Raw genomic sequence first — 25,422 nt, 5'->3', positions numbered from 1 at the left:
TCGTCATGGCGGTGGTCGGGACGAGCATCGTGGCGATCTCGGTGGTGCGGCAGTCGTTCCCCGAGACCAGCGGCGAGCTGCAGATCGAGGGCCTCACCAGCTCGGTCACCGTCAACCGCGACGGCCGCGGCATCCCGTCGATCTACGCCGACAGCGCCAGCGACCTCTTCCGGGCGCAGGGTTTCGTCAGCGCCCAGGACCGCTTCTTCGAGATGGACCTGCGCCGGCACCTGACGGCCGGCCGCCTGTCCGAGCTGGTCGGCGACTCCGGCGTCGACAAGGACAAGGTCATCCGCACCATGGGATGGCGCCGGGTCGCGGAGCAGGAGCTGCCCAGGCTCGCCCCCGAGACACGGCAGTACCTCCAGGCGTACGCCGACGGTGTCAACGCGTACATCAAGCAGGCGGGCTCTCCCGAGAAGATGTCGCTCGAGTACACCGTGCTCTCGCGGCGCAACCCGAACTACCGCGTCGAGCCGTGGACGCCGGTCGACTCGCTCGCCTGGCTCAAGGCGATGGCGTGGGACCTGCGCGGTGACTACAACGACGAGCTCGCCCGCGCGCGGCTCTCGCGGACCACCCGCTCACTGAAGCAGATCAACCTGCTCTACCCGCCCTACCCCGTCGACCGCAACCTGCCTATCCTCTCGGCGCAGGACTGGCAGCCGGCGGCGGAGTCCGACCAGGCCGCCAGCGCCGAGCCGGCCGCGTTCTCGGCCATGCAGTCGGCCGAGGGACATGCCGCACTCGACTCGGCGCTCGCGTCGGTCGATGCGGTGCCCTCCAGCCTCGGCCGCGGCGACGGCATCGGCTCGAACTCGTGGGTCGTCTCGGGCAGCCGCACGACCACCGGCAAACCGCTGCTCGCCAACGACCCGCACCTGGCGCTGTCGATCCCCGGCATCTGGGGCCAGGTCAACCTGCAGTGCCGCACCGTGAGCGCCGCCTGCCCGTTCCGTGTCTCGGGCTTCACCTTCTCGGGCCTGCCCGGCGTCGTCATCGGCCACAACGACAAGATCGCCTGGGGCATGACGAACCTCGGGCCCGACGTCAGCGACTTCTTCCTCGAGCAGGTCACCGGCGACGCCTACCTGCGCGACGGGGCGAACACGCCGCTCGTCCAGCGCAAGGAGGTCATCAAGGTCGCGGGTGGGGCCGACGTCCCGATCACCGTGCGGTCGACGGTGCACGGCCCGATCGTGTCGGACGTCGTGCCCGCGATCGACACAGCCGGAGACCGCAGCGTCGTGCGTGGCGCGGCCCAGTCCAACCGGTATGCCGTCTCGCTGGCCTGGACAGCGCTGACGCCGGGTTCGACGGCCGACGCGATCTTCGCGCTCAACAGGGCCGGCAACTGGTCCGACTTCCGCAAGGCGGCCGCTCTCTTCTCCGTGCCGTCGCAGAACCTCGTCTACGCCGATACGGCCGGCCACATCGGCTACCAGGCGCCGGGCAAGATCCCGGTACGCCGCTCGTCGACGCCGGGCGCTCCCCCCGGCTTCTGGCCGTCACCGGGCTGGGACTCGCAGTGGGACTGGAAGGGCTACGTGCCCTTCGAGGACCTGCCGCAGTCGTTCGACCCCGCCGAGGGGTTCATCGTCACGGCCAACCAGGCCGTCTCCGCGAGCCAGACCCCGTTCCTCACCTCGGAGTGGGACTACGGCTTCCGGGCCCAGCGCATCCGCACGCTGCTCGCGGCGACGCCGAAGGTCTCGCCCGAGACGATGACGCAGATCCAGGGCGACAGCCGAAACACGTACGCCCCGGGCCTGGTCGAGCGGCTGCTGGCCGTCCAGGTCGACGACTTCACGGCCCAGGCCCAGCGGCTGCTGCGCGACTGGGACGGCAGCCAGCCCAACGACAAGTCCCGCGACTCCGCCTCGGCCGCGTACTACAACGCGGTGTGGAAGTACCTCCTCGAGCTCACCTTCGACGAGCTGCCGCCCGACATCGCCCCCGACGGCGGCAGCCGGTGGATGGTCGTCATGGAGCAGCTGCTCAAGGACCCCAAGAACGACTGGTGGGACGACAAGACGACGCCCGGGGTCACCGAGGGGTCGGGCGAGATCCTCAAGCGCGCCCTCGTCGAGGCGCGTCTCGACCTGGCCCGTGAGCTCGGCAAGGTGCCGGCGACGTGGCGCTGGGGCCGGCTGCACCAGCTCGACCTCAAACACCAGGTGATGGGCGCCGACGGCGTCCCGACCGTGGTGCAGAGCCTGTTCGACCGCGAGGACATCGAGCTCGGCGGCGGCAACTCCATCGTCAACGCCAACTCGTGGAACGCCTCCAAGCCCGGCTACGACGTCACCAACGGACCGTCGATGCGCATGGTCGTCGACCTCGCCAACCTCGACGCGTCGCGCTGGGTCAACTCGACCGGGCAGTCCGGGCACACCTACGACGACCACTACTCCGACCAGGTCGACGCGTGGGCGGCCAACGAGACGTTCCCGTGGCCGTTCAGCCAGAACGCCGTACGCGACGCCTCCGCCGACGAGCTGACCCTCATCCCGCCGAAGGCGGCGACGACGCCCTAGCGCAGCCGCACCACGCGACCGGTCGTCGTCACGTAGCCGTCGACCGGCACGTCGTGCTCGTCGACGGGCAGGTCGGCGTCGCTCTGCTCGCCCTCGTGCAGGAGCACGATGACCGGTGCGGCAGGGTCGCGGTGCACCAGGGCGCGGTCGTAGCAGCCGCCGCCCTGGCCGAGGCGGGTGCCGTGCGCGTCGACCGAGAGGCCGGGGGTGACCACGAGGTCGCACGTGGCGAGGGCGTCGGTGCCGAGCCAGCCGTCACGCTCGTCGTCGCCGGGGCGGCCGAGCCTGCTGGGACGGGTCACGGTCTGCTGGTCGCCGACGGCGCCGGGGACGGCATACCTCCACTCGAGCGACCAGTCGTCGAGCACCACGGGCACGATCACCTCGTGCCCGGCGGCGAGCAGGGCCTCGACGAGCCGCCCCGTGGGTGGCTCGTCCGGCAGCGACTCGTAGACGGCGACGCGGGAAGGGTCGGGGACGAAGCGGAGCACCGCCTCGGCCAGCACCTCCGACGACGCCCCACGATCCATCGCGGCGGCCAGCTCGCGGCGCCTCGCCCGTGCGGCGTGACGGAGGTCACGCTTGTCAGGAGCGCTCACGGGGCCCACATTCCGCGCACTGGGGTGTCGCACATACGGCCCATCGTAAGGTGATGGCCATGAGTGACCAGGGGCTCCAGGCGTCCGTGGCAATGATGCGCGAACGGGGCCTCGGTCCCGAGGCGATCAAGGTCTTCGAGCACTACTACGCGCAGCTGCAGGACGGTGCCCAGGGCACGATCCCCGAGGACTCCATCGAGCCCCTCGGCGAGGTGCAGACCCTGCGCGAGGTCAAGGTCTCCGACGAGGAGGCGCGTGAGGCGCTGTCTCGCACGGCGGTGATCAAGCTCAACGGAGGCCTCGGCACCGGGATGGGCATGACGGGGGCCAAGTCGGCTCTCGAGGTCAAGGACGGCCTGACCTTCCTCGACATCATCGCCCTGCAGGTGCTCGCCCTGCGGCAGCGCTGGGGTGTCGAGCTGCCGCTCGTGCTGATGAACTCCTTCCGCACGTCGGAGGAGTCGCTCAAGATCCTGTCGAAGTATGCGGACCTGCCCGTCGAGGGCCTGCCGCTCGACTTCATCCAGAACGCCGAGCCCAAGCTGCGCCCCGACGACCTCATGCCCGTCGAGTGGCCCGCCGACCCCGAGCTCGAGTGGTGCCCACCGGGCCACGGTGACGTCTACGTCTCCCTCGTCACCTCCGGGGTGCTCGACGCGCTCCTGGAGAAGGGCATCCGCTACGCCTTCCTCTCCAACTCCGACAACCTCGGCGCCACCTGCGACCCCGACGTCGCCGCGTGGATGGTCGAGCACGGGCTGCCCTACGTCGCCGAGGTCTGCAAGCGCACCAAGAGCGACCGCAAGGGCGGGCACCTGGCGGTGCGCAGGTCCGACGGGCGCATCGTGCTCCGCGACACGGCCCAAGTGGCCGAGGGCGACGAGCGCCACTTCCGCGACATCAAGCGGCACAGCACCTTCAACGCCAACAACGTGTGGATCGACCTGCAGGTGCTGCGCGAGCGCATGACCGCCAAGGAGGGCGTGCTGGGTCTGCCCATCATCGTCAACCGCAAGAACGTCGACCCGGCCGACACGACCTCGCCCGAGGTCATCCAGATGGAGTCGGCGATGGGCACGGCGATCGAGGTGTTCGAGGGATCCGAGGCGATCCTCGTGCCACGCACGCGGTTCCGGCCGGTGAAGACGACCAACGACCTGCTCGTCATCCGCTCCGACTTCTTCTCGCTCGACGAGGAGTACCACGTCGTCGCAGCCGTCGACGGGCCCGAGCCCTTCGTCGACCTCGACTCCGCCTACCGCTTCGTGCCCGGCTTCGAGAAGAGGTTCCCCAAGGGGGTCCCCTCGATGCGTGACTGCACGAGCCTGCGCGTCATCGGCGACCCCGTGTTCGGGCGCAACGTCAGGTGTGTCGGCGACGTCCTCATCGACGGCTACCGGCGCGTCCTCGACGACGCCGTGCTCGGTGAGCTGCCGGTTCCCGCAACGGTGCCCGTCGGCACGCCCGGCGACGTGCGCACGGTCGACGAGCACCTCAAGGCGATCCTGGCCACCCTCGAGCCGTCCCCGACCGAGTGGACGCGGCTCACCGACGCTCTCGGCCTCGTGGTGGCGCGCGACGTGCGCGCCAAGGTCGACCTCCCGCACTTCGACAACTCGTCCATGGACGGGTATGCCGTCCGTGCCGACTCGCTCGCGGGCGCGGGTGACGCGCCGGTCCGGTTGCGCATCGTCGGCGAGGTCGCGGCCGGCGACGACCCGAGCTTCTCCGTCGGCCCCGGCGAGGCTGCGCGCATCATGACGGGTGCACCCATGCCCGAGGGGGCCGACGCCGTCATCGCGGTCGAGGACACCGACGGTGCCGCGGAGGGTGAGGTCGAGTGCCGTGTCCCGGTCGAGCCCGGTCGCTACGTGCGACCGCGCGGCGAGGACGTCGCCTCCGGATCCGTCGTCGTGTCCGCCGGGGAGGTCGTCGGGGCACGCACCATCGCACTGCTGGCCGCGTGCGGCTATGCCGAGGTCGAGGTGCACCGTCGTCCGCACGTCGTCGTGCTGTCGACCGGGGCTGAGCTCGTCGAGCCCGGGAAGCCCTTGCAGCCGGGCCAGATCCACGACTCCAACTCGTCCATGCTCTGGGCGGCCGCGGTCGGCGCCGGGGCGTCGGCCGAGATCCGCGCGGCCGTCGGTGACTCCGATGAGGAGCTGATCCGGGCCCTCGACGAGGTGGTCGGCGAGGCCGACGTCGTCATCACGAGCGGTGGCGTGTCGATGGGGGCCTACGACGTCGTCAAGAACGCCCTGCGGAGCGAGGGCATCGAGTTCGTCAAGGTGGCCATGCAGCCGGGCAAGCCGCAGGGCTTCGGCCTGCTCACCGGCCCCAACGGTCGGCGGGTGCCGCTCTTCGCGCTGCCCGGCAACCCCGTGTCGTCGTTCGTCTCGTTCGAGGTCTTCGTGCGGCCCGCCCTGCGACGGCTCATGCGGCTCAACCCGGAGAAGCGTCGCCTGCGGCCTGCCACCCTGATCTCCGGCGTCGAGTCGTACGGCGGTCGACGTCAGTTCGGTCGGGCGGTGGTGTCTCGTTCCGCGGAGGGCACGCTCGTCGCGGTGCCGGTGGCCGGGCAGGGGTCGCACTTCGTGGCCGACCTCGCGAAGGCCAACGCCCTCTTCGTCGTTCCCGAGGACGTCACCGAGCTCGTCGCCGGCGAGGTCGTCGACGTGCTCGTGCTCGACCGGGAGGCGTGATGGGCGAGCAGCCTCTGACGCACGTGCGCGCCGACGGGAGCGCCCACATGGTCGACGTCTCCGCCAAGGCGGTCACGGCGCGCGAGGCGAGCGCCGCCGGACGCGTCCTCCTCAGCGCCGACGCCGTCGCGGCCCTGCGGTCGGGCACCGTGCCCAAGGGCGACGCCCTCGCCGTGGCCCGCATCGCCGGCATACAGGCGGTGAAGCGCACTCCGGAGCTCATTCCGCTGGCCCACCCGATCGCGGTGCACGGCGTCGAGGTCGACGTCACGGTCGCCGACGACGGCGCCGACATCTCCGCGACGGTGCGCACCGCCGACCGCACGGGCATCGAGATGGAGGCGCTCACCGCGGTGTCCGTCGCGGCGCTCGCCCTCATCGACATGGTCAAGGCGGTCGACAAGCACGCTCGCATCACCGACGTCCGAGTCACCGCGAAGTCAGGCGGCCGCTCAGGGGACTGGCGTGAGTGAGCGTTTCGGCACGGGGCGGCACGCCGTCGTCCTCACTGCGTCGACCCGCGCGGCGGCAGGCGTCTACGAGGACAAGTCCGGTCCCGTCATCGTCGATCGGCTGAGGGCGTGGGGCTTCGAGGTCGCCGACCCCGTCGTCGTGCCCGACGGCGACGAGTTCGGCCGCGCGCTGCGGGTGGCCCTGTCCGGCGAGCCGGAGCTCGTCCTCACCAGCGGGGGCACCGGGCTCACCCCCACCGACGTCACGCCCGAGCAGACGGCTCCGCTCCTCGATCGGCTCGTGCCCGGTGTCGCGGAGGCCATCCGCGCGGCCGGTGTCGCCAAGGGTGTCCCGACGGCGATGCTCTCGCGAGGGCTCGTCGGTCTCGCGGGGCGTACGTTCGTGGCGAACCTCCCGGGGTCGCGCGGAGGGGTGACCGACGCCCTCGACGTGCTCGAGCCGGTGCTCGGGCACGCGCTCGACCAGGTGCCGGGCAGCGACCACTGATGACCGCGTGGGCCAGGCTGCGACGCAGCACGATCCGGCTGGGCTCGGCACTGTCGGTCGTGGTCCCATGAGGATGCCGTGGCGTCCGCACCGCGACGGACAGGCGCGGTGGCCGATCGTGCTGAGGGACTCCTCGGTCGACCCGCCCCTGGTGCTGCGTCCCCTGCGCCTGGACGACGAGCGCGACTGGCAGCGGGTGCGCCGCGACAACGCGGCCCACGTGCAGCCGTGGGAGCCCACGCTGCCGCCGGGTGCGCCGGCGCGGCACCCGGTGTCCTTCCGGCAGTTCGTGCGCGATCTCGATGCCGAGGCCCGCGCCGACCGGGCGCTGCCCTGGTGCATCGAGGTCGGGGGTCGCATCGTCGGGCAGGTGCACCTCTTCGGGATCGTCCGCGCCGCACAGCAGTCCGGTGCAGCCGGCTACTGGCTCGACGAGTCGGTCACCGGACGCGGGATCGCCACGCGTGCACTGGCGCTCGCCGTCGACCATGCCCTGGGGGAGGGCGGCCTGCATCGGGTCGAGGTCAACATCCGGCTCGACAACGAGCGGTCGCTGCGGGTGGCGGAGCGGCTCGGGCTGCGCGACGAAGGCGTGCGAGAGCGGTTCCTCCACATCGACGGTGCCTGGCGTGACCACCGGTCGTTCGCGGTGACGAGCGAGGACCTCCAAGGGGCCACCCTCATGGCACGCCTGTCACAGGTGTAACACCAGCCTCTTGCGCGACACGCCTCGAATGTGCGGGGCGGGCGTCGAGGCGCGTCCTACCGTGGGTCCCGTGCCAGTCAGCAGCCTCATCTTCGTCGTCATCGTGGCGATCTGGGCTGCCTACCTCGTGCAGCACTGGGCTCGCCGCCGCGAGGATGCCGCCGCGACCCGTTCCGTCGACGGGTTCTCCGAGGCGATGCGCGTGCTCGAGAAGCGCCCCTCCCTGCCGACAACCGAGCTGAGCACTCCGCGTCCCCACTCGTATGCCGTCAAGCCCGCCCGCGTCGCCGGTCCGACGGTCGACGTGAAGCGGGCCGTCCCGGCCGGAACCTCGCGCCGCCACTCGCCCCTCGTGGCACGACGCGCCGACCCGCAGGTGCGCGCCACCGATCTGGCCGAGACGACCCCTGGCCGCCCCGGCACCGACCACGACATCGCCCCCTACGTCACCGAGGTGGACCGCATGCACGAGTCAGCGCGCCAGTCGAGCAGCACCGGGGCCCGTCGCCGGCCCGGTTCTGCTCCGGCCCCTGCTCGGGTTCCCTTGGCGCAGAGGCGAATCCGTGCCGCGCTGCTGCTCACGGCACTCCTGTGGCTCCCGGCCTCGATCGTGCTCACGGTGACCGGCCTCCTGATGTGGATCTCGATCCCGTTCGCCGTCCTCACCGTCGGCGCCGTCCTCGTGTGGCTGCGAGCAGAGGCGCAGGCCGACAAGCTGCGCACGTCGACGAACGAAGGGCGCGAGGCGCACGGGCGACGTCTCCGCGACCGGCGTCACGACGACTACGACTGGACGGCGACCCACGTGCCCGTGCTGTCGAGTGAGGACACCCAGGTCATCCGCAGCTCCGCGTCGGCGGTCGCTGTCGGCGTCGAGCAGATGGTCACGGTGCAGGCGGCTGCGACGGGTGCCGCGCACGCCCAGCCGGCAGCCCAGGCCGTGGCGCACTCCGAGCCCGGTGTCTTCGACGTCCAGGCGCCGGTGGCGGGCGAGGCTCCCGTCGCGCGGGCCGAGCCGGAGGCCGCGCCCGAGGGCAGCTGGAGCCCGGTCCCCGTGCCGAGGCCGACCTACGCCCTCAAGGCGAAGGCCGAGCCGCGCTTCACCGAGGGTGGCATCCCGGCCGACGTCTTCGACACGCCGGAGTTCGCCGACGAGGCCGAGGAGCTCGACGACCGAGCCCTCTTCGCCCGCCGCGCCGTCTCGCAGTAGCCCCTCGCACGCAGCACGCCCCCCCGAGTCCGGCCCGGCAGCCTGCTCGCGGGCGTTTTCGGCGCCGGTTTGAGGGCCCGTGGCGCCTGAGTCGTCGGGTCCGGGGGCGTTTCGGCGTCGGACCGGGGGCCGCGACGCGCACCCGGGCGTCGGACCGGGGGCCGTGGCGCGCATTCGGGCGCGACGGCATACGCCTTGTGGGCGGCAGCCCTGCTCCGCGGGACGGTCAGGCGTTGGCCGGGGAGCTGCCCTCGTCGGCGGAGTCGGAGAGCTCGCGGTCGAGCTCCCGGGCGCTCTCGTCGCTGAACAGGTGCTTGCCCACGGCGTTGAGCACGGCCGCGAAGGGCACGGCCACGAGCGCGCCCACGATGCCGGCGATGATCGACCCGGTCGCGATGGCGAGGATGACGGCGAGCGGGTGCACGCTGACGGCCTTGCCGAGCAGGAACGGCTGGAGCACGTGCGACTCCAGCTGCTGCACGCCGATGACGACGGCCAGCATGATCAGCGCGACGCCGGGTCCGTGGGCGACGAGGGCGAGCAGCACCGCGACGGCGCCCGAGAGCAGCGCACCGACGATCGGGATGAAGGCCAGCAGGAACACGAGGATGCCGATGGCGAACGCGAACGGGACCTTCAGGATCGCGGCCCCGACGGAGATGCCCACCGCGTCGACGAGCGCCACGATCATCGTCGCGCGCACGAACGCCGACAGCTGGTGCCAGGCGATGATGCCGGACGAGTCGACGCGCGGGCGGGTCGCGCGCGGGAAGAGCCGCACGACCCAGCCCCAGATGCGCGGGCCCTCGTAGAGGAAGAAGAAGAGCGAGAAGAGGGCGATGAACAGGCCGGCGACGAAGTGGGTGGCCGTGAGGCCGACCGACGTCGCGGTGTCGCCGAGGTTGCCCGACTGGCTGACCTTGTCGCGGATCGTGTTGAAGTACTGGTCGAACTGCGCGTCGGTGATCTTGAAGGTCGTGCGCACCCAGTCACGGATGCGCTCGAGGCCGGTCGCGACCTGGGAGGTGAGGTCGGAGAAGCCGCTGCTGAACTGCGACCCGACCAGTGTGAACAGCGCGCTGACGAGGATCAGCACGCCGACGACCGTGAGGCCCGCGGCGCCGCCGGGCTTGATCCGCCGAGCCTGGAGCCACAAGGCGACGGGGCGCAGCAGCGCGGTGAGGAGGATCGCGATGGCGACAGGCACGATGATCTCGGAGACCGCGCGCACGGCGACCGACAGCAGGTAGAGGGCCGCGCCGACGAGCAGGATGCGCCACGCCCAGTCGGCCGCGACGCGCATGCCCGGTGGCACCTCCGCGGCCTCGATGCCCGGCAGGGCGGGCGCGAGGGGCGGGGTCACGTCGACGGCGCCGGCCGGTTGGGGGCTCGCGGGCTCGGGCGTCCGGACGGAGGGGGCGTCAGCCGCTTTGTCGGTCACGGTGACACCGTATGCCGCCACGCGTGGCTTGAGGGGCAACGACCCCTTCGTCGGGGTCACAACGGTGTCACGGCGTCGGTGCGTGATGCCGTGGTCGCGACGTCGGACCGGGTCGCTCTTCAGGTGGGCGAGAAGGCTGTCGTAGGCCCACGCCCACGCCCACGGCATGAGCCGCTCCGTGCAGTCACTGCGTACGCTCGGGGAATGAGTGACACCGCGGCTGCCGACCGACCGACTCTCGCCGTCACCGGCTCGACCGGCTGGCTGGGCGGCCTCGTGGCCCGCGCGCTCGCCGACCTCGGTGTGCCCCAGCGGCTGCTGGTGCGTGACGTCGGTCGCGCGCCGAACCTCCCGGGAGCCGAGCCGGTGCAAGCCGCGTACGCCGACAGGCCCGCCGCCGAGTCAGCGCTGGCCGGCGTCGAGACGCTGTTCATGGTGTCCGCCGCCGAGAACGAGCACCGCCTCGCCGAGCACCGGGCCTTCGTCGACGCGGCGGCGGCCGCGGGCGTGCGGCACGTCGTCTACGTCTCGTTCTTCGGCGCAGCGCCTGACGCGACCTTCACCTTGGCGCGCGACCACGCCGCGACCGAGCAGCACCTGCGGGACTCCGGGATGGCGTGGACGTTCCTGCGCGACAACCTCTACCTCGAGTTCGTCGACAAGATGATGGGCGAGGACGGCGTGATCCGGGGGCCGGCGGGCGAGGGCCGCGCAGCAGTCGTCGCCCACGAGGACATCGCGCGGGTCGCGTCGACCGTGCTGCTCGACCCGTCGGCGCACGCCGGCGAGACCTACAGCCTCACCGGTCCCGAGTCGCTCACCTTCGCCGAGATGGCAGCGGTCGTCAGTGAGGTCACGGGGCGAGAGGTCACCTTCCACGACGAGACGGTCGAGGAGGCGTACGCGTCGCGCGCGGTCTACGGGGCACCCGACTGGCAGGTCGACGCCTGGGTCTCGACCTACACGGCCGTGGCGAAGGGCGAGCTCGACGGGGTCACCGACGACGTCGAGCGTCTCACCGGCCGGCCGCCGCTGTCGTTGCGGGCCTACCTCGAGTCGCAGCGTTAGCCGACCAGCTCGGCCGTCTGACGGGCGATCGCGAGCTCCTCGTTGGTCGGCACGACGGCGACGACCACGCGAGAGCCGTCGGGCGAGATGACGCGGGCCTGCTTCGAGCGGGCACCGTTGCGGGCCCGGTCGATCACGATGCCGAGGTCCTCGAGCCCCTCCGTCACGGCCGCGCGCAAGGCGATGCTGTTCTCGCCGATGCCGGCCGTGAAGACGAGCACGTCGATGCCGCCGAGGATCGCGAGATACGCGCCGACGTAGTGCTTGAGGCGGTGCACCGCGACGTCGAAGGCCAGCCGCGCCTCGACGTCGCCGCCGGACAGCCGCTGCTCGAGCTCGCGGAAGTCGTTGACACCGCTGAGTCCCAGCACGCCCGACTTCTTGTTGAGGAGGGTGTCGACCTCGTCGAGCGACAGGCCGGCTTCACGGCCGAGGTACGCGTGCAGCCCGGGGTCGACGTCACCGGATCGGGTGCCCATGACGAGCCCCTGCAACGGTGTCAGGCCCATGGAGGTGTCGACGGCGACACCACCGCGCACGGCCGACGCCGAGCACCCGTTGCCGAGGTGCAGAATGACCTGCCGCAGCTCACCGATCGGCCGCCCGACGAGCTCGGCGGCTGCGTGGGAGACCCACTGGTGCGAGGTGCCGTGGAACCCGTACCGGCGGATCGAGTGACGTCGGGCGAGGTCGCGGGGCACGGCATACGTCGACGCCTCGGGCGGCAGGGAGGAGAAGAACGCCGTGTCGAAGACGGCCACGTGCGGCACGTCGAAGCGCTCGCGTGCCGCCTCGATGCCGATGACGGCTGCCGGGTTGTGCAGGGGCGCAAGGGCGCTCAGCTCACGCACTCGGTCCAGCACAGCATCGTCGATGACCACGGGCTCGGAGAAGTCGGGGCCGCCGTGGACCACACGGTGGCCGACCGCGCGGAGTGAGGCGCTGTGGAGGTCGACGCCGTCGCTGCGGAGGTCGTCGGTCATCTGCTCCAGCGCGGCGGAGTGGTCGGCGACATCGCTGCCCTGCTCGCCGATGCGCTCGATCGTGCCGCCGGCCTGCCTCTCACCGGTCTCGGGCACCACGACCTGGTACTTCAGCGAGGATGACCCCGCGTTGAGGACGAGCACCGGCTGCGCCCGGTCGGCGCTGTCCGAGGACTGGGCGTTCCTGTGGGTCAACGGGTTGCTCCCTGCTGGGCCTGGACCGCCGTGATGGCGACGGTGTTGACGATGTCGTCGACGAGCGCGCCACGCGAGAGGTCGTTGACCGGCTTGCGCAACCCCTGCAGCACGGGGCCGACGGCCACGGCGTGAGCGCTGCGCTGCACCGCCTTGTAGGTGTTGTTGCCCGTGTTGAGGTCGGGGAAGACGAACACCGTGGCGTGGCCGGCGACGGGGGAGTCGGGCATCTTGGCCCGGCCCACGGCGGGGTCGATGGCGGCGTCGTACTGGATGGGCCCGGCGAGCGCCAGTCCTGGTGCACGCTGGGTCACGAGCTCCGTTGCAGCCCTGACCTTTTCGACGTCTGCACCCGACCCGCTGGCGCCCGTGGAGTACGACAGCATCGCGACGCGCGGCTCGATGCCGAACTGCTCAGCCGTCTGCGCCGAGGACACCGCGATGTCGGCCAGCTGCTCGGCGGTCGGGTCGGGGATGACGGCGCAGTCGCCGTAGACGAGCACGCGGTCGGCAAGGCACATGAGGAAGACGCTCGACACCGTCTTGACCCCGTCGGCCGTCTTCACGAACTCGAGAGCCGGCCGGATCGTGTGGGCTGTTGTGTTGACCGCGCCCGACACCATTCCGTCGGCGAGCCCGAGGTGGACCATCATCGTGCCGAAGTAGGAGATGTCCGTGACGACCTCCCGGGCGCGCTCGACGGTCATGCCCTTGTGCGCCCGCGCGGCGGCATACTCGGTGGCGAAGCGCTCGACGAGCTCGGGGTCGGTGGGCGAGACCACGGCCGCTGCGTCGAGGTCGAGGCCGAGGCTCGACCCGCGAGCCCGCACCTTCGTCTCGTCGCCGAGCAGGGTCAGGTCGGCGACGCCGCGCCGCAGCAGGATGTCGGCCGCCTCGAGGATGCGGTCGTCCTGGCTCTCGGGCAGGACGATGTGCCGCCGGTCGGAGCGGGCTCGCTCCATGAGCTGGAACTCGAACATCAGCGGGGTGCGCACCTCGGAGGCCGACACGTCGATGGCCGCGAGCACGGCCGTCGCGTCGATGCTCTCGGAGAAGAGGCGCCTCGCGGCCTCGAGCTTGTTGCGCGAGGTCTTGGTCATCGGGCCCCGCACCTGCATGAGGCGCTCCGCCGTGCGGAACGTGCCGTCGTCGGTGAGGGCGATGGGCAGGTCCTGCTGCACGCCGGCGGAGAGTCGCGCGATGGTCTCGGGAATGGGGTAGCCGCCGGTCAGGATGATGCCGGCCAGGGTCGGGAACGTGCCCGACTGGTGCGCGAGGACCAGGCCGGGGATGAGGTCGCTGCGGTCGCTCGGGGCGATCACGGTGACGTCGGGGCCGAGGCGCGCGAGCACGTTCGGCAGGCTCATCGCGGCGACGACGAGACCGAGGCTGTCGCGGTCCAGCCACGACTCGCTGCCGAGGACCAGTCTGGCGTCGACGGCCTCGGCGAGGGCCCGGAAGCTCGGTGCCGACAGCAGCGCGTTCTCGGGGATCGCGCCCGTGACGGGAAAGGGCAACGACGACAAGGCGTTCCGCACCTCGTCGAGGTCGTCGGGCTCGACTCGGTTGGCGACGACCGCCACGGTCTGGGCGTGGTGGGCGCGCAGCTCGGCGACGGCGCCGTCGGCGGCCACCCGGATCTGGTCGGGCGTGCGGCCGCGGCCGTGCACCACGAGGACGACGGCCGAGCCGAGGTTCGCGGCGACGCGGGCGTTGAACGACAGCTCGGTGCCGGTCGAGACGTCGGTGTAGTCGGACCCGACGACCACGACGACCGCGAAACGGGCGCTCAGCGCCCCGAACTTCTCGACGATGACGTGCAGCGCCTCGTCCGGGTCGTCGTGGGCCTGGGCGTAGGTGACGCCGATGGCCTCCTCGTAGGTCTGGTCCATGCCGGGCTGGCTGACGAGCATCTCGACGATGTGGTCGACGCCGTCGTCCGGGGCGCCGGCGCCGAGGGTGGTCAGTGGCCTGAAGACGCCGACCGAGCCGACTTCGCGGATGAGGGCGTCGAGCAGGCCCAGGGCCACGGCGGACTTGCCCGTCAGCCCCTCGGGGGAGGTGACGTAGACGCTTCGGCTCACGACACGAACCTAGCGAACGGTCGTCGAGGTCGGGTCGGGACCGGGAGCGCGCCGCGACACCGTGAAGGTGGGCGGTTGGCGCAGCGACTGACCCACGACGCAGTACCTCTCGGTCGCGGTCGCCAGCCGTTCGAGGGTGGCGTCGTCGGCGTCGCTCGTCACCTCTGCGACGACGCGTGGTTCGGCGACGCCCACCGGCACGCCGCGGTCGATCCCGAGCGTTCCGCGTGCGTCGAAGCTCGACTCGGCGCGCACGGTCACGTCGCGCAGGTCGACGCCGAAGGCGACGGCGACCGAGTGGAGCGTGACCCCGGCGCAGGCGACGAGCGCCTCCATGAGCATGTCGCCCGAGCAGGCGTCGGCGCCGTCACCACCGGTGGCGCGGTGCAGCCCGGCGCGCACCGGCCCTGCCCACGTGGCGACCTCGACGGCCGGTGGCACGTCGAACGTCGCCCTCGCGGAGACGGGGGTCAGCGCGCTGTCGGGGTGCTGGCGGTAGCGCTCCTTGAGAGGCGTCTGCGCGGCGCGCAGCTCGTCGCGGTTCACCGGTGCGCCCTCGGGCGTGGCGCGTGCTGGGGGTGGTCGTTCATGGGGGCCTCCGGGGTCGACGCACGCGGGCCCTGCCAACGTATGCCGTCGGCCGCCGCCGCGCCCGGAGTGCGGACCGCGCGCGTCGCGGGAGGACCCTAGGGGCCGGCCGGGTCGCGTTCGATGCCGAGCCGGGCCAGCAGGCGGACGGCGTCGTGGGGTGCGTGACCCTTCGCGTCGTTGTCGAAGTAGACGTGGACGTCGTGGCCCTCGTCGAGCCATCCGCTGCACGTCTGCGCCCATCGGTCGAGCGACTCGTCGGTGTAGCCGCTGGCGTAGAGCTCGGTCTCTCCGTGGAGGCGCACGTAGCGGAAGTCGCTCGTCGCGTCGTGCATCACCGGCCACTTGCCGGCACTGTCGGCGACGACCACCGCGACACCGTGCTCGGCGCAGAGGGCGCGCGCCTCGTCCGAGTCGAAGCTCTCGTGGCGCGGCTCGAGGGCGTGCCGCAACGGCACGTCGACCTCCGTCTCCGTCAGACTGCGGTCCTCCTTGACCTTGTCGTCGTGCTGCGCCGCGAGGGCGGCGGCCGCGCCGGTGGTGCGTGGCAGGAGGTCGAAGAAGGCCGCCAACCGCTCGTGGTCGAAGTGCAGCCGCTCGGGCAGCTGCCACAGGAGTGGTCCGACCTGTCGACCGAGCGCGAGGACCCCGCTCGCGAAAAAGTTGGCGAGCGGGGTCTCGACGTCACGCAGGGCCTTGAGGTGCGTGATGTAGCGCCCTCCCTTGACCGCGAAGACGACGTCGGCGGGCGCGGCTGCCCGCCAGGCGGCATACGAGCTCGGGCGTTGGAGCGAGTAGAAGGAGCCGTTGACCTCGATCGACGTCATGCGCTCTGCGGCGTACGTCAGCTCGAGGCGCTGGGGCAGCCCTCTCGGGTAGAAGTCACCCCTCCAGGAGGGGTAGCGCCACCCGGAGACGCCGACGAGTGCACGGGGCATGCACCACCCATACCCGGCCGGCGACGGGAGGGGCTAGATCCATCGGCGGCCTTTGAAGACGCCCCAGAGCGCGGCGCTCACGACTCCCATCATGCCGAGCGCGAACGGGTAGCCCAGGCGCCAGTGCAGCTCGGGCATGGCGTCGAAGTTCATCCCGTAGACCGTGCCGATCAGGGTCGGGGCGAAGAGGATGGCGGCCCAGGCCGAGATCTTCTTGACCTCCTCGTTCTGGTCCATGCTCGCCTCGGTGAGGGTCTTCATCTCCTCGTTCTGCTTCTGGGCGACGAGGGTGGCGTTGACCGTGAGGATGTCGCGCAGCAGGTGACGGAAGCCGTCGACCTGCTCCCGCACCGCGGTGAGGTGGTCCTCGACGTCGCGCAGGTAGCGACGCAGCTCCTCGTGGGTGCCGTACTTCTCGAAGCCGGCCGACAGCGACTGGATGACGGTCGCGAGCGGACGCACGGCGCGCTCGAACTCGATGACCTCGCGGCTCAGCTCGTAGATGCGTCGCGACACGGCGGGGTCGCCGCGGAAGACCTCGGTCTCGATCTCGTCGATGTCGTTGTGCAGCCCGCGGACGACCGGAAGGTAGCCGTCGACGACCCGGTCGAGGATGGCGTAGAGGACGGCTTCTGGCCCGCGTGCGAGCAGCTCGGGGTCGCTCTCGAGGCGCCGACGCACGGCGGAGAGGTCCGGCGCCTCGCTGTGGCGCACGGTGATGACGAAGTCGGGACCGACGAAGAGGTGGACCTCTCCGAACTCGACCTGCTCGGAGGCGTCGACGTAGCGCGCGGCCCGCAGCACGACGAAGAGGGTGTCGCCGTAGCGCTCGATCTTGGGCCGCTGGTGGGCGACGATCGCGTCCTCGACCGCGAGCTCGTGGAGGTCGAACTCGCTTGCGAGAGCAGCGAGCTCGTCCTGAGTCGGTCGGTAGAGCCCGATCCAGCCCACCGACCCGTCGAGCTCGCGCAGGGCGCGGAACGTGTCGGCGAGGCTGTCGGGCGACAGCGTCCGACGGCCGTCGAGGTAGATCGCGCTGTCGACGACGCTCGCCCCCTGCCGCCGGTTGCGGTGGGGGCTCGACGGGGCTTCGGGGTGCGACGAGTGCGAGGTGTGGCTTGCGGGGGCGGGCCGGCGGACGCGGCCGGCGAGGGTGCGGATCGGGTTGCGGGTGCGCTCGGACATGACGACCTCCCGTGACGGGACGAAGGGGCAGCGGACAGCATCACGAGAGCCGCCGCGAGCCCTGCCGCACGTCGTGCGGTCTCGACCCGTCAGCCCTCGTCGGTCGTATGACTGGGAGGCTCGCCACACATGGGGACCCACCTCCTGCTGTCACTGCGACGCACCCGTGTGCCGTCGCCTCGGGGAGTGTAGCCCCGCAGCGCAGGTCAGGTGTGGACGTTCCACACCGGTGGGCGCACCGCTCAGCGCGGCCGGCGCCGGGCCGCCGACTCGAGCTTGCGGACCTTGGTCTCGAGCCCGAGCACCTTCTCTATGCCCGCGAGGTTGAGGCCCTCGTCGAGGAGCTGGCCGATGCGGCGCAACCGCACCAGGTCGTTGTCGCTGTAGCGGCGCGTGCCGCCGGCGGTGCGTGACGGCCGCAGCAGGCCGCGGGCCTCGTAGAGCCGCAGGTTCTGCACGCCCATGCCGACGAGGTCGGCAGCGACGGTGATGCCGTAGAGGCCGTGCTCGGGGTCGTTCTCGCCAGTGGCTTCGGAGGTCATCGATCCTCGAATCAGGGTCTTGCATCGGCATGTCGCTGGTGCTACAACAAATCTATCGCACCCACCACAGATCTGGTGGTGGATCCATGGCGGCTCACGACGTGATGGAGGTGACGACGATGCCGATGGAGCCCTCGCTCGGGCCCGAGACGCTCGATGACGTGGACGTCGACGCGGTCTTCGCCGACATCGTGCTCGCCGACGTCGACCTCGTCGACCTCGAGTTCGAGGCCCTCGTCAGTGCCGAGTTCGGCGAACCGCCCGAGTCGGGCGCCGTCCCGCACGACGACCCGGGAGACGAGCGGCCGCGACCGGGACCCCGCGACGCGCTCACTCCCCGTTCCCGCTCCGCTGCCAGGCTCACCGCGGCCCGACGCCGCAACCGGCAGCGCAGCCCTCCGAGTGGTTGATCTCGTGTTCTCGTGACAGGGCGGCCCCGCAGGTCCGCGCGGGGCCGCCGGCCCACCCTGAAGGAGGTACTGACCGTGTCCGTGGCTGCGCCAGGGCTCGACGACGGCGTCCTCACCGGCCTCAGCATCCGAGAGCTCATCCGGGAGCTGGCTCGCCTCGAGGAGGAGCGGTGGCTCTCCGAGGTGGACGGCGACCGGACGCGCCGGCTGGAGGAGGCCATCGTCGTCGAGCTGCGCCGACGCGGGCGGCAACCGGCAGAAGACACGGCTGCCTGAGTCGCCCGGGCCCGCCGGTGAGGCGTGTCCCGCGGGTAGAACATGGAGAAGGACCCGGCGAATAGCGTGCCGGGTCCTTCTCCATGTCGTGGAGCTGAGGGGAGCCGTCGGCTCCGCTTCGCTCCGCCTCCTCCCGAATCCCCCCGTACACGTCTCTGAACATGAAGAAGGACCCGGCGAAAAGCGTGCCGGGTCCTTCTTCATGTTGTGGAGCTGAGGGGATTCGAACCCCTGACCTTCTCATTGCGAACAGGTGCGGGGCCGTTGCCGTGCTCGTCCTGGTGCGGTGCATGCGTTTCCTCGGCGCCCTTGACGGGTGGGCGTTTTGGGGCGCGGGGGACGCCGGGGGGACACGACTCAGCTCCGCGGGGTTGCGCATGGACCGGAACGGACGGGGCTGGGTGGTGCCGCGCAGAAAGCGCTTCGGGGACCCAGCGACGCGGGTAGTCGACTGCGCCGGTCGCTCGAGGTGGGCAGTGGTCCTCCGTGGGACTGCGCCCGCGCGGCGACGGCTGGGGCCGCCCTCGTCCAGGCGCTTGAGCCAGGCCCACTGATCGTCGAGCCGGCCATCGAGAAGGCTTCGACCGGGCGCGCACCTCCCCAGGTTGAAGCGCGGGGTGCGGTGGGGTGCGCGTAGGCGCGCCAGCGCCGGAGCGCGGGGTCCCCATCGCGGGGTCCCGCGCTCCTTCGCGCCGCAGGCGCGTTTAAGCCAGTACAGAAAGTCCTCACGCCACGCCTGACCCTCCCATCCACCGGCGGCTACTTGTTTCATTGACGGTAGGACCGGTGCCTGCGCAGGCTCTGGTCTAGGTGCCTGGGCTGGTCGCTCGCAAACGCGGCTGCCCATGCCTTGTCGTGTGGCTCTCACATGGGTTGCGCCGCCCGGGCACCGCCGGGCAGGAGAGGCTCAAGAAGGGATTGCTCTGCTCGAAGTAGCGGTGCTCTCCACGCCCAACCAATGATCGGTTCCAGGCAACGGAGGGCCGCCGAACCAGGGCGAAGCACGTGCTTGACCGCGTCTTCGCCGGATACCTGGGCTTTTCCACTCAGCATGACCAGTACTTGATCCACGACCGCCAGGTGGCGCGCGATGATGCCACCGGGAACCAGCTTGGCGACCACGACGTGAGCATCGGCCCCGAAAGGGACAACCCCGAAGCCCACGCTGCCGAAGCTGGAAATGTTCCGAGCGGGCAGATGATCAATGTCGACAACGTGCACCGCGCCATCCTCTCGGATCACAGGAGTAACGCGAACGTGCGCGTCGGGAGGTCGTCCTGCGCGCGGCAGAACCCATGAGATCCGGACGTCAGGCTGCCGGCTTCAACAGGCGGACATGCTCTACCAAGGTCTCGATCGGCCAGTCTGGCCGCTTCATTCGTAGTCGTCCTTCGACAGCGACAGCCGCGTCCTCGAGAGTCGCCGAGAAGTAGGTCTCCGATTCCAACTGACCCGTCAGGTGGTCGGGGACGTAGATCATCACCCGCAGCCAGTTGCGGCCACGGGCGCTCAGCGTGCCGAGCTTGAACCCCTCATCCTCGTGCTGCCATACGGCGCCCGAGACGTAGATGTAGACGTCAACAGAGGGGTCGTCCGGGCCGATTGGCTTCGGCATGTTGATGGACTTTGCTTGGATCGCATCCACAACACGGCCTAGCCCTTCCTTCTGGCGGCGCCACGAGTCGCCCCAGGTGAGATGCGTCAGAAGCCCCATGGGCGCAGCATGCCCCACGCCACGCGGCGTCGCACCCAGGGCTCAGCCGGGACGTCTCCCCTACCCGCGAATCCCTGGTCGCGGCAAGGGCGCGCATCGCACTCGAACCAGTTCCGTCCGCACCGGGGCTTCGAGATGGGCCGCCGTCGTTGCTTGAGTGCGGGTTGTGCCGCTACGGCGTCGCTGTTGGTTCTGAGGCCGGTGACGGCATGACGAAGGGCCGTGCCCGTTCGCGAGAGGTGGTTCCTCGCGGACGGGCACGGCCCTCATGCCTCCGCTGGGACGTGTGTCCCAGCGGAGGTCGGGAGCGTTGCTCAGGCGTCGTAGCTGTCGCGGCTGCCGGCCTTGGCGAGGCCACGGGCGATCATGTAGCCGATCGTCAGGTAGGTGATCAGGTGCATGGCGTCGGAGGCGCTGAACGGGTCGATGCCGTTGCCGCCCTGGACGCCGCCGTCGTCGTTGACCATGAAGGCAGTGATGGCCACGGCGAGAACGGCCGCGAGGTAGACGAAGAGCTCGGTCGTCTTGGTCGAGGCCTTGGTCTCGGTGGTCAGGCGGCGGGTCCGGTCGAGGTTGTTGTCGGTGTGGTCGGAGTGGGTGTGGGTGCTCGTGGCGTTGCTCATGAGGTGTCCTTCGGTTGTCGCTTTGGCGTTGGGGCGCTGGGGGGCTGGCCCAGTCGCGGTGCGGGGGCGTCACTGCCACATCCGCTTGTCTACGATGTAGACTGTACGGGTAGACTACGAGATAAGCAAACTGAGACCCAGACACGTGTTGGAGGATTGAGCGATGACACCCAAGTCCACCGACCCTGCGTCGGCGTCGTCAGCCGATCAGTCCGCTGCCTCATCAGCGGGCCGGTCGAAGAGATCGCGTCGCGGCAGCCTGAGTCGCGAGCAGGTCCTCGCTGCGGCGGTACGACTCGTCGACGTCGAGGGCCTGGATGGTTTGACGATGCGGCGCCTGGGCCAGGAGCTCGGCCGCGACCCGATGGCTCTCTACCGCTACGTCCCCAACCGCGAAGCCCTGCTCGACGGCGTCGCCGAGCACGTGCTGGACGAGCTCGAGATCCCCACCGACGGGACAGAGTGGCAGCTCGAGCTGCGCCGCATCGCGCACGACTTCCGCACTCTGGCGATGAACCACCCGCACGTCGTCCCTCTGCTGGTCACCCGGCCACCGATGACCCCGCTCGGGCTGCGTCCGCTCGGGACCCTGCGCCCCCTGGAGCGCATTCTGAAGCTGCTCACCAATGCCGGGTTCCCGCCGGCCGACGCGCTGCACGTCTACCGCACCTACTTTGGCTTCCTCTTCGGCAGCATCCTGAACGAGCTCCAGGAGGTCGGCATGGACCCGGAGGAGTCCGAGGCGATGCTCCGGCTCGCGCTTCACCGCCTGCCCGCCCAGGACTTTCCGCACCTGCGCGGCCTTGCAAGCGAGCTCGCGCGCTTCGACGGCGCCGCCGAGCTGGACCATGGCCTCAAAGCCGTCCTGACAGGACTCCAGGCCCAACTCGACGATCCCAGCCCTCGCCCCTGAGACACCACCAGCGCCACGCAACGTCGCCGACGCGGCACTCACCGTGGCAGTCGTACCGACCTTCAACCGACCGCGGGGCGCCCGGGTCCTCAGCCTGCACTTGTGGCCCGGGCCCATTTCGTCGGCCGACTGCCGCAACTGGGAGCGCGCGTTCGCGGATCTACACAGCGTCGTAGGCCTGCGAGGCTTGCCGCACGCAGTTCAAGCGGTCACGCGGTCGAGGTCTGACCGCGTGGTGGCTGCTGGCGGCGCCCGCCATGAAGGCCCCTCCAGGTCAGCCCGGCGACCGGGACGCCGCGCACCACCTACCCACGACGCGCAGAACATCAGCCCGGACAGCAGAGGCGTCCGGCGCGTGTCCCGCTTCACGAAACTAGAGCGGGCGGCCGGTCCATGCACCAGCAGACGCTGGTCTCGCTTGAGCGTCGCGGCGCTTTCGTCGTCACTGCGAGTGCCTTATGGTGTCCGATCATGGTGCCTGAAGACTTCGAGACCGGGCGAGGCCAACCGTCGACCGCTGACACCGGCACCGCGGTGGACGACGACCAGCTCGCCAAACAGCTGAGCGACTTCGCCCGGCGCGCGCAGTCCGAGGACGATCGCGGCTTGATGCTCGATGAGGTCGTCAGGGCCGCATTGCAGCTGATTCCCGGTGTCGACGAGGCCTCGATCAGCGTCACCATCGGTCGGCGCGACGTCACCTCCGAGCACCCGTCCGGGGAACTGCCCGCGAAGGTCGACGCCGTGCAGACCGAGACCGGGCAGGGACCGTGCATCGACGCCGCGTACGAGCACGAGACGGTGCGTGTGCCCGACATGGCCAGCGAGGAGCGCTGGCCTAAGTTCGCCGCTCGCGCGGCCGCGCTGGGGGCAGCGAGCATGCTCTCGATCCAGCTGTGGGTCGAGAATGACAACCTCGGGGCTCTGAACCTCTACAGCTACACCGCCGACAGCTTCACCGACGAGTCCGAGCACGTGGGCCTGCTCTTCGCTAGTCACGCCGCGGTCGCGTTCGCCGGGGCGGACAAGGTCCACCACCTGAACATCGCTCTCGCCCGGCGCGACCTGATCGGGCAGGCCAAGGGGATCCTGATGGAACGCTTCAAGATCACCGGTGCTCAGGCGTTCAGTATCTTGGTGCGGATCAGCCAGGACAGCAACCGCAAGCTCTTCGACGTCGCCGAGGAACTCGCCCAGACAGGGCACTTGAAGCAGTGAAAGACCCCCTCGGTGTAGCCGCCCGCGGCACGCATTAGGCGCGGGCACGGGCAACGGATCCGGCCGGGATGCGAGCGACCGCCGGGGAGGCAGGACCGGCACGCCACCGTCGGGCCTCTCTGTTGAAGCGAGACGGTAACGCTCGTACCCCTCGTACCCACCGCTGCGGAGGAGCGACGGCCCCGCGCTGACACGGCGCCCATCGACCCGGCATCACACCAGGGGTGGCCCTGGCACGGCCGGGGTCAGGTGGCTGGTTCGATGGCTCGGCGTTGAGCGACCAGAGGGCACAGGAAGGGGTCGTTGCCGCGGAGGCCGACGCGGTTGAGGTGTTCAATGACCTGCCGGTAGGCCGACACGAGGCTGGTCTGGGTGTAGGGGATGCCTTCGGCGGCGCAGTAGGCGGCGACCAGGGGTTGGACCTTGCGCAGGTGTGGTCGGGCCAGGGAGGGGAAGAGGTGGTGCTCGATCTGGTAGTTGAGTCCGCCCATCAGCACCGAGACGGCCGGACCGCCGGTGATGTTTCGGCTGACCAGGACCTGGCGGCGCAGGAAGTCGAGCTTGAGGGTGGCGGGGACGACGGGCATCCCGATGTGGTTCGGGGCGAATGCGCACCCGAGGTAGATGCCGAAGAGGCCCACCTGTACGGCGAGGAACGCGAGCGCCTTGCCCGGCGGTAGGACCAGAAGGACCAACGTGCACAGGCCGCCGTGACGCATGGTGAGGAAGGCCGCCTCCACCCAGCGGCGATTCAAGGCGCCTCGGGAGGCGACCCGGCGGACGCCGTCCCAGTGCAGCGACAGGCCCTCGAACGCGGTCAGTGGGAAGAAGAACCAGCCTTGGTGCCTGACGAACCACCGCCCAAGCGGCGATCGGACCCGCTCAGCGGCTGCGGGGGTCAAGGCCAGAGCGCCGGGGGCGATGTCCGGGTCAGTGCCGTCCTTGTTCGGGTTGGCGTGGTGACGGTTGTGCTTGCTGCGCCACCAGCCGTAGCTGATCCCGACGAGGAGGTTGGCCGCGACCAGGCTGACCCAGTCGTTCCACGCCGCTGAGGCGAACATCTGACGGTGCGCCGCGTCATGGCCCAGGAACGCGATCTGGGTCATGACCACCGCCAGCGTTGCCGCCATGGCCAGCTGCCACCAGCTGTCCCCGAGCCGGACGAAGAGGACCGCCCAGGCACCGAGGGCGACGACAGACCCCACGAGCTTAGCCCAGTAGTAGCCATACCGTCGCCGCATCAGGCCCAGGTCGTGGACCTCTTGGATGAGGGCGGTGAACGAGCTGGTGCCTGGACCGCTTCGCGCCGGACCGCGGCCAGGCGCGGGCGGGCCGACGCTGACTCGGGGTGGGGATGACATGGTTCGGCTCCCAATCAGTTGCTGTCGCACAGCAGAACTCCCGAAGGCGTGGGCCGGCGCGCCTTTCCGAGGGAGTCCCGGGGTGGTCGGTGAGCACCGCTAGCCGAGGACATACCCGTTCAGGTCTAGGCGGATACCGCACCCGGCGACCTGAGGACCCACCCCGCTCGCGCCAACGGGACGCCCAAGCGGAGGAGACACCAGGATGCCCACGCGGCCTGGGCACTCCTAACTGACCTGTCGTGACTCCAGACACCCGTCGACGACGGCGTCGCCGCCCGGGCGGGGTTGAGAGGCGACGCCGGCACAATCACGGTATCGAGCGTGGGGTGGCCCGCTCGACTCTCTCGCACGCGACGCCGAGGCCGCGGCGACCCGGAGGCGCGACGACGGCGCCGACTCGGCGGTTGCCCGGATGGGCTTGGGACCGAGAGACGACGCCGTCGCGCGGCCAGTACACACCGGACTGCTCGACTCGCGACATAGACGCGCCCGCGTGCACCGACCGGCCTGGCGGGGCTCCGCGTCGTGCGCCCGCTAAGATTCCTGAAACCGCTTAGACAGGTCGCCGTTGTTCGATTGGGTGTGTGAAGTCCACGGCCCCCAGCGTGGACGTGATGGCTGCCGTGTCCACCCCCTCCCCCAGGGCACGGGCGCGCGTCGACGAGAGTCGATGCTGGCGGCGCCTCCACTCCCACCTGGGAGGCGCCGCCCCCCGTCCACCACGACCCCCCGTGATGCCCCCTCGGGCACATGCTGTCACGGTGTGATGTGGGCCACATCAGAACGTTGTGACTCGTTCAGGTGACACCCGCATTCCGTAGCGAGAGGAGTCACTGTCCGAGCGCTGGCGCATCCCGCCTCGGCGCCATGTCCCCGGACCGAGAGATGAGACGCACCAGGGTGCCCATCAAGCGAATCCGCTCATCGGCTTTATGTGGGTAACTTCGACCGCGAGTTACTCGGCGTGTTTCTTCGTCGGCGGGCGCCCTGACTGTGGATTCTGGGAGTGCGGACATACCCACACAAAACCTGAACTGACATAGACGCGGGCTTGATGCCCTGGGGGTCGGCTCCCCACCCCGGCCAGAGGTGAGAGTCCCTGGGAGTGGTGGGGTTTCGAGGTAGCGGAGTGGCTCCGGACGTGAGGGAGCCATCGGCGTGATTCT

The 25,422-nt window shown here is 70.5% G+C and carries 23 protein-coding genes; 12 read left to right on the top strand and 11 right to left on the bottom strand.

Annotated elements, in window-relative coordinates; all coding sequences use genetic code 11:
* Positions 1–5: 5 nt before the first annotated feature.
* Positions 6–2,537, top strand: coding sequence for a penicillin acylase family protein (locus tag ACFQ2V_RS16215; RefSeq protein ID WP_386053957.1), 2,532 nt, complete (start codon positions 6–8; stop codon positions 2,535–2,537).
* Here ACFQ2V_RS16215 and ACFQ2V_RS16210 read toward each other — a convergent pair.
* Entirely contained in the window at positions 2,534–3,136 is a 603-nt protein-coding gene (locus ACFQ2V_RS16210; protein ID WP_386053891.1) for a 5-formyltetrahydrofolate cyclo-ligase, read from the bottom strand. The genes ACFQ2V_RS16215 and ACFQ2V_RS16210 overlap by 4 nt on opposite strands.
* A gap of 59 nt (positions 3,137–3,195) precedes the next feature.
* Between ACFQ2V_RS16210 and ACFQ2V_RS16205 the strand changes: the two genes are divergently transcribed.
* The 5 genes from ACFQ2V_RS16205 to ACFQ2V_RS16185 all read left to right on the top strand — a co-directional run bounded on the left by ACFQ2V_RS16205 (position 3,196) and on the right by ACFQ2V_RS16185 (position 8,714).
* Positions 3,196–5,838, top strand: coding sequence for a UTP--glucose-1-phosphate uridylyltransferase (locus ACFQ2V_RS16205; RefSeq protein WP_386053890.1), 2,643 nt, complete (start codon positions 3,196–3,198; stop codon positions 5,836–5,838).
* The gene (gene moaC / locus ACFQ2V_RS16200; protein WP_386053889.1) at positions 5,838–6,311 is read left to right on the top strand and encodes a cyclic pyranopterin monophosphate synthase MoaC; all 474 of its coding nucleotides are present in this window, start codon (positions 5,838–5,840) and stop codon (positions 6,309–6,311) included. The genes ACFQ2V_RS16205 and moaC overlap by 1 nt, the downstream gene beginning before the upstream one ends.
* Positions 6,304–6,798 carry a MogA/MoaB family molybdenum cofactor biosynthesis protein gene (locus ACFQ2V_RS16195; protein WP_386053888.1) on the top strand — a complete coding sequence of 165 codons (495 nt, stop codon included), beginning with the start codon at positions 6,304–6,306 and terminating at the stop codon, positions 6,796–6,798. The genes moaC and ACFQ2V_RS16195 overlap by 8 nt, the downstream gene beginning before the upstream one ends.
* 73 nt (positions 6,799–6,871) lie before the next feature.
* A complete protein-coding gene (locus ACFQ2V_RS16190) occupies positions 6,872–7,504 on the top strand; it encodes a GNAT family N-acetyltransferase (protein ID WP_386053887.1) in 633 nt (210 codons plus the stop codon).
* Positions 7,505–7,574: 70 nt separating this feature from the next.
* Positions 7,575–8,714 carry a hypothetical protein gene (locus ACFQ2V_RS16185; RefSeq protein ID WP_386053886.1) on the top strand — a complete coding sequence of 380 codons (1,140 nt, stop codon included), beginning with the start codon at positions 7,575–7,577 and terminating at the stop codon, positions 8,712–8,714.
* Positions 8,715–8,940: 226 nt separating this feature from the next.
* Here ACFQ2V_RS16185 and ACFQ2V_RS16180 read toward each other — a convergent pair whose 3' ends face one another.
* Complete coding sequence (locus tag ACFQ2V_RS16180; RefSeq protein WP_386053885.1) at positions 8,941–10,155, bottom strand: AI-2E family transporter; 1,215 nt, start codon at positions 10,153–10,155, stop codon at positions 8,941–8,943.
* Positions 10,156–10,359: 204 nt separating this feature from the next.
* On the opposite strand from ACFQ2V_RS16180, the gene ACFQ2V_RS16175 reads away from it, so the two are divergent.
* Positions 10,360–11,223, top strand: coding sequence for an SDR family oxidoreductase (locus ACFQ2V_RS16175; protein WP_386053884.1), 864 nt, complete (start codon positions 10,360–10,362; stop codon positions 11,221–11,223).
* Here the strand turns inward: ACFQ2V_RS16175 and ACFQ2V_RS16170 are convergent.
* The 6 genes from ACFQ2V_RS16170 to ACFQ2V_RS16145 form a co-directional block, all read right to left on the bottom strand.
* On the bottom strand, positions 11,220–12,401 hold the full coding sequence (locus tag ACFQ2V_RS16170; protein WP_386053883.1) for an acetate/propionate family kinase: 1,182 nt from the start codon (positions 12,399–12,401) through the stop codon (positions 11,220–11,222). The two genes, ACFQ2V_RS16175 and ACFQ2V_RS16170, sit on opposite strands and share 4 nt — an antisense overlap.
* Positions 12,398–14,485: a phosphate acetyltransferase gene (gene pta, locus ACFQ2V_RS16165; protein WP_386053882.1), complete on the bottom strand. Its 2,088-nt coding sequence runs from the start codon at positions 14,483–14,485 to the stop codon at positions 12,398–12,400. The genes ACFQ2V_RS16170 and pta overlap by 4 nt, the downstream gene beginning before the upstream one ends.
* A gap of 9 nt (positions 14,486–14,494) precedes the next feature.
* Positions 14,495–15,031, bottom strand: a complete 537-nt coding sequence (locus ACFQ2V_RS16160; RefSeq protein ID WP_386053881.1) for an OsmC family protein — start codon at positions 15,029–15,031, stop codon at positions 14,495–14,497.
* A 140-nt stretch (positions 15,032–15,171) separates the two neighbouring features.
* Positions 15,172–16,011: a DUF72 domain-containing protein gene (locus ACFQ2V_RS16155; RefSeq protein WP_386053880.1), complete on the bottom strand. Its 840-nt coding sequence runs from the start codon at positions 16,009–16,011 to the stop codon at positions 15,172–15,174.
* Between the two features lie 33 nt (positions 16,012–16,044).
* Complete coding sequence (locus ACFQ2V_RS16150; RefSeq protein WP_386053879.1) at positions 16,045–17,196, bottom strand: magnesium and cobalt transport protein CorA; 1,152 nt, start codon at positions 17,194–17,196, stop codon at positions 16,045–16,047.
* A gap of 242 nt (positions 17,197–17,438) precedes the next feature.
* Positions 17,439–17,738: a MerR family transcriptional regulator gene (locus ACFQ2V_RS16145; protein ID WP_386053878.1), complete on the bottom strand. Its 300-nt coding sequence runs from the start codon at positions 17,736–17,738 to the stop codon at positions 17,439–17,441.
* 86 nt (positions 17,739–17,824) lie between these two features.
* On the opposite strand from ACFQ2V_RS16145, the gene ACFQ2V_RS16140 reads away from it, so the two are divergent.
* The 3 genes from ACFQ2V_RS16140 to ACFQ2V_RS16130 all read left to right on the top strand — a co-directional run bounded on the left by ACFQ2V_RS16140 (position 17,825) and on the right by ACFQ2V_RS16130 (position 19,723).
* Positions 17,825–18,148: a hypothetical protein gene (locus ACFQ2V_RS16140; RefSeq protein WP_386053877.1), complete on the top strand. Its 324-nt coding sequence runs from the start codon at positions 17,825–17,827 to the stop codon at positions 18,146–18,148.
* Positions 18,149–18,223: 75 nt separating this feature from the next.
* On the top strand, positions 18,224–18,424 hold the full coding sequence (locus ACFQ2V_RS16135; RefSeq protein ID WP_386053876.1) for a hypothetical protein: 201 nt from the start codon (positions 18,224–18,226) through the stop codon (positions 18,422–18,424).
* Positions 18,425–19,429: 1,005 nt separating this feature from the next.
* Positions 19,430–19,723 (top strand): hypothetical protein, encoded by a 294-nt coding sequence (locus ACFQ2V_RS16130; protein WP_386053875.1) that lies wholly within the window; start codon positions 19,430–19,432, stop codon positions 19,721–19,723.
* A gap of 10 nt (positions 19,724–19,733) precedes the next feature.
* Here the strand turns inward: ACFQ2V_RS16130 and ACFQ2V_RS16125 are convergent, their stop codons facing one another.
* Both ACFQ2V_RS16125 and ACFQ2V_RS16120 read right to left on the bottom strand, forming a co-directional pair.
* Positions 19,734–20,138 (bottom strand): hypothetical protein, encoded by a 405-nt coding sequence (locus tag ACFQ2V_RS16125; RefSeq protein ID WP_386053874.1) that lies wholly within the window; start codon positions 20,136–20,138, stop codon positions 19,734–19,736.
* A 314-nt stretch (positions 20,139–20,452) separates the two neighbouring features.
* The gene (locus ACFQ2V_RS16120) at positions 20,453–20,761 is read right to left on the bottom strand and encodes a hypothetical protein (RefSeq protein WP_386053873.1); all 309 of its coding nucleotides are present in this window, start codon (positions 20,759–20,761) and stop codon (positions 20,453–20,455) included.
* A 163-nt stretch (positions 20,762–20,924) separates the two neighbouring features.
* Between ACFQ2V_RS16120 and ACFQ2V_RS16115 the strand changes: the two genes are divergently transcribed.
* Together ACFQ2V_RS16115 and ACFQ2V_RS16110 are read left to right on the top strand one after the other, a co-directional pair.
* A complete protein-coding gene (locus ACFQ2V_RS16115) occupies positions 20,925–21,674 on the top strand; it encodes a TetR/AcrR family transcriptional regulator C-terminal domain-containing protein (RefSeq protein ID WP_386053872.1) in 750 nt (249 codons plus the stop codon).
* A gap of 393 nt (positions 21,675–22,067) precedes the next feature.
* Positions 22,068–22,892, top strand: coding sequence for a GAF and ANTAR domain-containing protein (locus ACFQ2V_RS16110; RefSeq protein WP_386053871.1), 825 nt, complete (start codon positions 22,068–22,070; stop codon positions 22,890–22,892).
* Positions 22,893–23,137: 245 nt separating this feature from the next.
* Here the strand turns inward: ACFQ2V_RS16110 and ACFQ2V_RS16105 are convergent, their stop codons facing one another.
* Positions 23,138–24,133, bottom strand: coding sequence for a fatty acid desaturase family protein (locus tag ACFQ2V_RS16105; protein WP_386053870.1), 996 nt, complete (start codon positions 24,131–24,133; stop codon positions 23,138–23,140).
* Between the last annotated feature and the right edge of the window lie 1,289 nt (positions 24,134–25,422).

It is taken from the genome of Terrabacter terrigena (genome assembly GCF_042676085.1).
In the GTDB taxonomy this organism is placed as follows: domain Bacteria; phylum Actinomycetota; class Actinomycetes; order Actinomycetales; family Dermatophilaceae; genus Terrabacter; species Terrabacter terrigena.
This window is presented reverse-complemented; position numbering and strand designations above follow the sequence as displayed.

What these genes read in the sequence shown, in the direction of transcription:
- ACFQ2V_RS16155 (WP_386053880.1), bottom strand. Translation starts at nt 16,011, where the DNA reads ATGCCCCGTGCACTCGTCGGCGTCTCCGGGTGGCGCTACCCCTCCTGG.
- ACFQ2V_RS16125 (WP_386053874.1), bottom strand. Translation starts at nt 20,138, where the DNA reads ATGGGGCTTCTGACGCATCTCACCTGGGGCGACTCGTGGCGCCGCCAG.
- ACFQ2V_RS16140 (WP_386053877.1), top strand. Translation starts at nt 17,825, where the DNA reads ATGGCGGCTCACGACGTGATGGAGGTGACGACGATGCCGATGGAGCCC.
- ACFQ2V_RS16110 (WP_386053871.1), top strand. Translation starts at nt 22,068, where the DNA reads ATGCACCAGCAGACGCTGGTCTCGCTTGAGCGTCGCGGCGCTTTCGTC.
- ACFQ2V_RS16175 (WP_386053884.1), top strand. Translation starts at nt 10,360, where the DNA reads ATGAGTGACACCGCGGCTGCCGACCGACCGACTCTCGCCGTCACCGGC.
- moaC (WP_386053889.1), top strand. Translation starts at nt 5,838, where the DNA reads ATGGGCGAGCAGCCTCTGACGCACGTGCGCGCCGACGGGAGCGCCCAC.
- ACFQ2V_RS16150 (WP_386053879.1), bottom strand. Translation starts at nt 17,196, where the DNA reads ATGTCCGAGCGCACCCGCAACCCGATCCGCACCCTCGCCGGCCGCGTC.
- ACFQ2V_RS16190 (WP_386053887.1), top strand. Translation starts at nt 6,872, where the DNA reads ATGCCGTGGCGTCCGCACCGCGACGGACAGGCGCGGTGGCCGATCGTG.
- ACFQ2V_RS16105 (WP_386053870.1), bottom strand. Translation starts at nt 24,133, where the DNA reads ATGCGGCGACGGTATGGCTACTACTGGGCTAAGCTCGTGGGGTCTGTC.
- ACFQ2V_RS16205 (WP_386053890.1), top strand. Translation starts at nt 3,196, where the DNA reads ATGAGTGACCAGGGGCTCCAGGCGTCCGTGGCAATGATGCGCGAACGG.
- ACFQ2V_RS16145 (WP_386053878.1), bottom strand. Translation starts at nt 17,738, where the DNA reads ATGACCTCCGAAGCCACTGGCGAGAACGACCCCGAGCACGGCCTCTAC.
- ACFQ2V_RS16115 (WP_386053872.1), top strand. Translation starts at nt 20,925, where the DNA reads ATGACACCCAAGTCCACCGACCCTGCGTCGGCGTCGTCAGCCGATCAG.
- ACFQ2V_RS16215 (WP_386053957.1), top strand. Translation starts at nt 6, where the DNA reads ATGGCGGTGGTCGGGACGAGCATCGTGGCGATCTCGGTGGTGCGGCAG.
- ACFQ2V_RS16120 (WP_386053873.1), bottom strand. Translation starts at nt 20,761, where the DNA reads ATGAGCAACGCCACGAGCACCCACACCCACTCCGACCACACCGACAAC.